Here is a 7,148-nt window from a genome sequence, read left to right on the forward strand (position 1 = left end):
TTCGACGAGTTGCCGCTTCGCGAATCCGGGAGAGCGACGAAACGCGGATCCGGACGTGTCGAACGACAGCGGCTACGCCGACTCGCCGTACATCGCGGCGTGTTCGGCGCAGAACGCGGGCTCGCGCAACTGCGCCTCGATCAGTTCCTCGTGATAGTGCGCGTTGAAGAGCCGACACGAGTTCCGCTCGCAGAACGGCTCGCCCGTCTCCAGGTAGTGCACTGCCTGCAGCACGTACCCCTTCAGCGCGTCGGTCGTCCGCGGATCGTCCGCGACCAGGAACTCGCCTTCGACCTGGTTCTCGAGGACTTCCCGCGGCGGCGTATCGCCCGACAACAGGGCGTGGCGCTGCTGCTCTTCGTAGTACGCCTCGGGCTTGGCCGGCGCTTCGTAGAGGCCGGGGACCGAGATCAACGCAGGCTGGCCGAGGACGTTCACACGTTTGTGCCAGCGGCCGTCGTGCTCGCCCCAGGTCCCGATCGCTCTGTCGAGCACCGGAACGTGTACCGCATCGAGTTCACGATCGGCTGCCGGCAACGCCTCGTTCAGCGCGCGCTGGATTCCGATACCATCGTAGAGTACCCCTCCCTCGCGCTCGGGATCATCGAGCGCTCGCTCCTCGTATCGGATCGTCCCCAGCATGGTGTTTCCCGTGCTGAACTCGTGGGGCGATTGCACGCGCGCCTCGGCGAACCGTTCGGCGAGGTCGTCGGTGTGGTGTACGTCGAGGAACCGGTCGCGGACGGAAACGGATGCGTCGACGTGCGCTTCGAGCCAGCCGGCGATGGCCTCAATGTCGGCCACCGTCGTCGGCGCTCGGTAGATGACGATCTGCTCGACCATGTATTCTCTAGTTGTACCACAGAGTGAATCAGTTACGGTCGGCGTCGAACGCGGACCCTGCACATTTATCACCAAACAAACATTACGATACGACATGTTCCCGCCGTTCGTCTCTCGCAATTCGATGGTCTCGGACGAGGCAAGCCCGTTCGTACAGGCATATCGGGACGTTGTCGTCTACGACGGACCCGAGCCGGACGACGTGCTCTACGAGGGACCGCTCGTCGTCCACGGAAACGGCTGGCTTGAACTCGAGGGAGATCGGCTCCTCTCACCGAGTGCCGTTCATCACGTCGATATCTACGATGGTGAGGCCGAAGTCGACGACCGATCCGATGACTCGTCTACAGACGGGAAGCGAGATGGCGGTCACGACCGGGACACCGAGTACGGATTTTAGCTGTCGATAAACGACGGTCCGTCGACGAGTTCAGTTTCGGCGTCCCGCCAGAAGTGGGTGGATTCCCAGCCGAGTTCGGTTGTCGCTTTGGCCGTCGAGAACGCGGATTCCTCGCCTGCGAGGTCGCATTCTGCCGGCCGCGCTCCGAAGACGGTCTCGATCACGTTCGCGGTGGGTCGGCCGAGATAGTTATCGGCGGCCATCGCGTGGGACGCTTCGCGGCCGTCGATATCGGCCGCAAGCGCGGCATTGCGTTTCGGCCATCCGGGGAACGCCGGCGAAGTGGAGGACGGCATCGGGTTCGTGTGCCAGGCTCGCCTCCCACGCCGGCCCCTATTCGGGGAGATCGGCGGCGAGAAAGGTGACGGTGGCCGGCTCTCTCGGGGGGCGTTCGAGGTCGACGCCGACGACCTCGTGGCCGTCGGTCGCGAGGTGATCGACCGCCCAGCTCCCCGCACCGCCGGCCGCACCGGTAACGACGAGTTTCATGTCCGAACGCTGTATCACGGCCGCGAAAACGGTGTGGGTTTCGGTGGGGACGACGACTGCTACCTCGAGATGAGCATTGCTGGCCGAGTGGGCATTCAGACACTATCTTCTTCTGGCGCTACTACTATCACCACAACCACCTACCGACCGGTCTTTCAGTCGTCCGCCGGTGCGGCCCGCGAAGTCAACTCGACCGGCTCGGCGTCGACTTCGAGTTCGTCGAGCGCGACCTGGGCGGCGCGCTTGCCGGAGACAAGCATGGCACCGAAGGTGGGCCCCATCCGCGGCAGGCCGTAGGTCGTCGCAGTCGCCATTCCGGTCGCGATCAGACCGTCGTGGACGAGGCCGGTGTGCTCGACGACGGCGTCCTCGGACTTGCCGACCCACATCGAGTCGTGACCCGGCGAGTCGTGGCCGGGCGCGCCGTAGCTGTCGTCGCCGGTCTGGTCCATGCCGGTCGCGCTGGCCTCGGCGTCGCCGATACCCGGAGCGTCGAGCACGCCGCGCTCGTCGAGTTTCTTGACCGCCATCGCGTCGTGACCGGTCGCGTCGATGACCAGGTCGGCCTCGACGGCGATCGGGTCGACGCAGGTGATCTCGCGCGGCAGCGCGTGGACCGGCGTCCAGTTCATCACGATGCCCGAGACTTTGTGATCTTCGCGGATCACGATGTCCGTGAACTCGGTCATGTTCTGCATCTTCGCGCCGGCGTCACAGGCGGCCTTGATGAGTCCGGAACAGGCTTCGGGTCCGTTCGCGATGTACAGTCCCTCGCTATCCTGGGACTGTTTGTACGAGACATCGAGATCCGCTAAGACCTGCTGGGCGGGGTCGCGGACGGTAACCTTGTTCATCAGGAACCCGCCGAGCCAGAACCCGCCGCCGAGGTAGTTGTTCTTCTCGACGACCATCGTCTTGATGCCGCGTTCGGAGAGTTCTTTCGCGGCCGTGAGCCCGGAGGGCCCGCCACCGATGATGATCACGTCCGAGTCCGAGAAGTCCATGAACTCCTCGGTCCATTCCTGCCCGATTGCGCGCGTTACGTCGGCTTCGCCGACCTGACTGAACTGATCAAACTCGCTCATACAACTAGGTGGTATCATCCAGTAGTGAAAAGTCTATCGCGATGATTCGCAAGGGTACGCGAAAAACGGATCAAGCAGAAGATCCGGCGGGAGGCCCGATATCGTCGCTACGGAATCAGCGACGGTTTCGGCGAGCATCCGACCGCTCTTCTCGCACGGAGGGTAGTTCGAGGCTCCCGAGTGAAACCGCGTTTCGGCCCATGCAATAGAACGGACAACGAACAGCTGAGAGGACTGTAGTTTTATCTTGCTCAGTACGAATTACGTTCGTACGTGAATGCGTCAAAATAGGTCCGTCCTGATCGCAACTGCGCTCCTTTCGATCCTGACGCTCGGCGTTACCGCCTCCGTCCTCGAGACAACGCCGATCACCGCCTCCTACGATGTCTCCGCTGAGAGTTCCGCTCCGGGAGGCCTGTCCATCCTGGATGTCCTGCTATTGCTCGTCGTTGCGTTTTTCGACCTGTTCGGGATCGAGTTCGATCCTGCCATCCTCGGGACCGGCACCGGTTCTTGGGCTGGCGGGTTCGGTCTGCTCCTCGCGCTTCTGCGCTCGGCCGCGCTTCCCCTCGTCGGTATCGGCGCGGCCGTCGCCGTTCTCCTGCTCGTCGGTCGTCGGGTCCCCGAGTCGAGCGCTGCCATCGGTCTCTCCGCGCTGGCGACCCGGCGGCGGTCGGCGACACGCTCAGCGCGTTCGGACGAGACGAGCGAATCCTGGCCGCCCGCCGAGCCGGAATCCGGCGTGGCCAAGGCGTGGGTCGAGATGACCGAACCGCTCGAACCGGACCGGCCGCACTGTCGTACGCCGACGGAGTGGGCCGAGACCGCTATCGACGCCGGATTCGACGAAAGCGCCGTGACCACAGTCACGGAACTGTTTCGGGAGACCCGCTACGGTGAGGCGGCCGAAACAACCGCGTACCGACGGAAAGCGAGGCGTGAACTCGAACGGCTCGACGGTGATTCCGAGTGAGCAACCCGGGATCGATTATTCGATGGATATCCGCCGCTGGCGGCATCCTCTCACTCTGTGCCGGGCTCGCCGTCTTGGTCGCCCCGCCGATCGGCGGCGCTCTTCACTGGCCGTGGGATGATGAAATACTGCTGGTCGCGTTTTTCGTCGTCGTGTTCGTGATCGCGAGTCTTCTCCTTCCGTTTGTTCTGCTCGACGATTCCGACCGGGCGGATTGCACACCGCCGGAACCGATTCCATCGACGCCGCCACCCGGGCGCGGGCTCGAACATGTTCTGGATCGACGATGGCTCCTGTCGCTCCCGCCGGCTCGACGGCACCGCATTCGAGACGGGCTCAGACGGACGACGATTCGAACGATCGTCCGAACTGAAGGGTGCGCCACGGAAACAGCCCGCGACCACCTCGCGGACGGAACGTGGACGGACGATCCGGTCGCGGCAGCGTTCGTTCGTCCCGAACCCGAATCGGACGGCTCACTTCTCCGATCGCTCCGGGAACGGTTGTGCTTCACGCGAAGGGCGCGGCGAACGGCGCGGGCGGTTCTGGCGCTCGCCGCGGAGGACGCCCGTCGATGACAGCTCGGCGAACGACTCGCTGGAATAGCGCGCTGATCGCCGCCCTCCTCGCCAGCGGAATCGGTGCGCTAGTAGCGGACCCGACGCTATTGCTTCTCTCGATCCCGCCCGTCGTCTTCGCCGTCTATTCGCACGTCCCCACGTCACCCGCCGCGACGCTCGAACTCGAACGGTCGTGTACCGAGCCTGCCCCCTCACACGGGCAGGCGGTCGAAGTGACGGTCACGCTCAAAAACGCGGGCGACCGGGTGCTCCCCAGCGTGTGTCTCGTCGACGGAGTCCCGCCGATGCTCTCGGTTACCGACGGCTCGGCCCGACACGCGGCGGCGCTCGGCCCCGACGACGAGACGACCTTCTCCTACACGGTTACCGCGAAACACGGAACCCATCGTTTCAGGCCGGCCGCCGTCGTTCTCGAGGATATCAGCGGCAGCGTCGCGGTCGAGACGAACGTCGAGACGGAAACCGAACTTGCCTGTCGGTCGCCGGTTCGAACCGCGATGCTCGAACAGGTAGCACACCGGTATGCAGGATCGACTATCACGGTCGATAACGGACACGGAACCGTATTCTCAACCGTCCGTTCCTACCAACCGGGAGATCCACAGCGAACAATCGACTGGAACCGCTACGCGCGCGATCGCGAGCTGACCACAATCAGTTTTCGCGACGAGCGCTCTCGAGCCACTCTCCTCTGTCTCGATGCGCGAGAAGTCTGCTACCGCTCAGACAGTAGCGACGAACCGCACGCCGTCTTCTACGCGTGTACCGTCGCGCGCGAATTACTCGATACCATCGCGACCGCGAACGGACCGGTCGGGCTTGCGGTCTTCGGCACCGAACAGCGGTACATTGCCCCGAACACCGGAGCGCACCACGTCGAAACAATACGACAAACGCTCGACGATCCGAAACTGCTGCCGCTCGAACCGCCGAACAGAACTCGTCCTGGAGACACCGATGAACTACCGATTCGGCCGCTTCGAACGCGGTTCGGGGAGGCTAGCATCCTCCTGATATCTCCGTTACTCGACGACTCCCCGCTCGAAACGGCTCGAACCCTCCGCGCAGACGGCCAGCCGGTGACGGTTATCTCGCCGGCAGTCACGGCGACGCGGTCGCTCGGGACTGCGGTCGCAGGACTCCGACGGGACAACCGTCTAGGGGCCCTTCGGCGATCGAACGTGACGGTTATCGACTGGGATCCCGAGACAGCCCTCGAGACGGCAATACGAGCGGGGGCGAACCGATGAGCGGCCTTCCGGATAAGCCGACCGATCCGACTCCAGCGAGTGCGAGCGCCGGCGTTGCATTCGTCGCGGTTTTCGGTGCGTGCATCGCCGGGTTAACGGATCCGAGACAGACGGCCCCGCTCCTTTTGGAAGCGATCGGGCTGACGCTCCTCATCGGCGGGGTATTGCTCCGCCGCCGGGGGTATCGACTCGTCGGAAGCGCGGTCACCGGATTCGGATTCATCGTTGCCACCGCGGCGCTTGGTGCCTCTGTCACCCTTTCTCTTCCGTTGTCTCCGTTACTCATCCTGCTCGCGTCGGGGTCCGGAACGCTACTGGTAACCCTCGGCGTATTTCCCGTATATGGTAGGTTCGCCCGATCGTTCACGACAGCCGGTGTCGCACTCGTATTCGCCGGCGTGACAGCAACTGCTCTCATCGACGGAGCGCCACTGTGGCGATCGACGGTCGCCGTAACGATGGTGCTTCTCTCGTGGGACACGGCCGAGCGAGCGGTCACGCTCGGCGAACGGGTCGGCGGCGCTGCTGAAACCCGCTCCGTAGAACTGGCCGGAGCGATGGCGAGTTCAGGTGTGGCTCTGATAGCACTCATCCTCACGATCGCCGTCTCCCGTATTCCGGCCATCGGGTCTTCCATCGAAGGACTGGCACTGCTTTTGGTCGCAACCACGACGTTTCTCCTCGCGCTAGCTCACGTTCCCCAGATGCCGACCCCTCGACAGTGACCGCACGGAACGCTGTCTCTCGATGTGATCACGATTCGATGCCGTTGCTCGGGCGGGACCGTCGAAGAAAATGGATTCTGCTCTCAACCGTCGATCCTTGCCCCTCGGACGAGCCGCGAACGGGAACCCGTCTCCTCACACTCTCGCTTACTCGCTGACGATGATCGTCCCGACCATGTCCGCGTTGACGTGCGGAATACAGATGTACTCGTACCGGCCGGGGACCTCGAAGGTGTGCTCGAACGTCTCGCGGGTATCGAGCCCGCCGCTGTGGTTCTCGCGCCACTGCTCGCGTGCGGTCGCGTCGTCCTCGAAGCCGCCGGTCGCGAAGTACTCCGCGTCGTCCGGAATGCCCGATTCGAGCGCCGTAATCGTGTGAATCGCCCCACTCGTATTCTTCCAGACGACCGTCTCCCCGACGGTGGCCTCGTACTCCCGAGGGAGGAACTCGTTGCGAGTCATCCCGATGGTGCAGTTATCGCCGCTGCAGGGCGAATCGTCGAACACACCGAGGGTGGACGTACAGCCGGCGAGGCTGGCCGAGAGGGACGTGCCGACGGCGGCGAGATAGGCGCGCCGGTTCATACCGAACGCTTGGGAGACTCGCGATATAACCGCCCCGGTTCCGGACTCCGGTTCGACGCTCGAACCACCGTCGGTGCTGTCCCGCTTGCAGCGCTGTCTCTGCCGTTTCACCCAATATTCGCGCTCTCCCCAGCCATGCACCCCACTCTCTCCCAGCTCCCGCGCCGCCCCATACGACTCCCATATCCACCAACTCCCATACCCACCGACATATCCG

At 63.9% G+C, this 7,148-nt stretch carries 10 protein-coding genes; 5 read left to right on the plus strand and 5 right to left on the minus strand.

Features of this window, described 5'->3' with window-relative positions:
* Window positions 1-72: 72 nt before the first annotated feature.
* Window positions 73-843, minus strand: a complete 771-nt coding sequence (locus SM755_RS01810) for a DUF6775 family putative metallopeptidase (protein WP_323171196.1) — start codon at window positions 841-843, stop codon at window positions 73-75.
* A gap of 94 nt (window positions 844-937) precedes the next feature.
* Here SM755_RS01810 and SM755_RS01815 point away from each other — a divergent pair, with 94 nt between their 5' ends.
* Entirely contained in the window at window positions 938-1,243 is a 306-nt protein-coding gene (locus tag SM755_RS01815) for a hypothetical protein (protein WP_323171197.1), read from the plus strand.
* On the opposite strand, the gene SM755_RS01820 is transcribed toward SM755_RS01815, so the two are convergent.
* The 3 genes from SM755_RS01820 to SM755_RS01830 form a co-directional block, all read right to left on the minus strand.
* Window positions 1,240-1,539 (minus strand): hypothetical protein, encoded by a 300-nt coding sequence (locus tag SM755_RS01820; RefSeq protein WP_323171198.1) that lies wholly within the window; start codon window positions 1,537-1,539, stop codon window positions 1,240-1,242. The two genes, SM755_RS01815 and SM755_RS01820, sit on opposite strands and share 4 nt — an antisense overlap.
* A gap of 37 nt (window positions 1,540-1,576) precedes the next feature.
* Entirely contained in the window at window positions 1,577-1,732 is a 156-nt protein-coding gene (locus SM755_RS01825; RefSeq protein ID WP_323171199.1) for an NAD-dependent epimerase/dehydratase family protein, read from the minus strand.
* 155 nt (window positions 1,733-1,887) lie between these two features.
* A complete protein-coding gene (locus tag SM755_RS01830) occupies window positions 1,888-2,817 on the minus strand; it encodes a sulfide-dependent adenosine diphosphate thiazole synthase (protein ID WP_323171200.1) in 930 nt (309 codons plus the stop codon).
* 277 nt (window positions 2,818-3,094) lie between these two features.
* On the opposite strand from SM755_RS01830, the gene SM755_RS01835 reads away from it, so the two are divergent.
* From SM755_RS01835 to SM755_RS01850, 4 genes are read left to right on the plus strand one after another with little or no spacing between them, the layout of a single operon-like run.
* Entirely contained in the window at window positions 3,095-3,790 is a 696-nt protein-coding gene (locus SM755_RS01835; RefSeq protein WP_323171201.1) for a DUF4129 domain-containing protein, read from the plus strand.
* Window positions 3,787-4,368: a hypothetical protein gene (locus SM755_RS01840; RefSeq protein WP_323171202.1), complete on the plus strand. Its 582-nt coding sequence runs from the start codon at window positions 3,787-3,789 to the stop codon at window positions 4,366-4,368. The genes SM755_RS01835 and SM755_RS01840 overlap by 4 nt, the downstream gene beginning before the upstream one ends.
* Window positions 4,365-5,621, plus strand: coding sequence for a DUF58 domain-containing protein (locus SM755_RS01845; protein WP_323171203.1), 1,257 nt, complete (start codon window positions 4,365-4,367; stop codon window positions 5,619-5,621). The genes SM755_RS01840 and SM755_RS01845 overlap by 4 nt, the downstream gene beginning before the upstream one ends.
* Window positions 5,618-6,346 carry a hypothetical protein gene (locus SM755_RS01850; RefSeq protein WP_323171204.1) on the plus strand — a complete coding sequence of 243 codons (729 nt, stop codon included), beginning with the start codon at window positions 5,618-5,620 and terminating at the stop codon, window positions 6,344-6,346. Before SM755_RS01845 ends, SM755_RS01850 begins: the two co-directional genes overlap by 4 nt.
* Window positions 6,347-6,493: 147 nt before the next feature.
* Here SM755_RS01850 and SM755_RS01855 read toward each other — a convergent pair whose 3' ends face one another.
* Window positions 6,494-6,931, minus strand: a complete 438-nt coding sequence (locus SM755_RS01855; protein ID WP_323171205.1) for a plastocyanin/azurin family copper-binding protein — start codon at window positions 6,929-6,931, stop codon at window positions 6,494-6,496.
* Window positions 6,932-7,148: the final 217 nt, after the last annotated feature.

Source organism: Natrialba sp. PRR66 (assembly GCF_034808065.1).
GTDB classification, from domain to species: Archaea; Halobacteriota; Halobacteria; order Halobacteriales; family Natrialbaceae; genus Natrialba; species Natrialba aegyptia.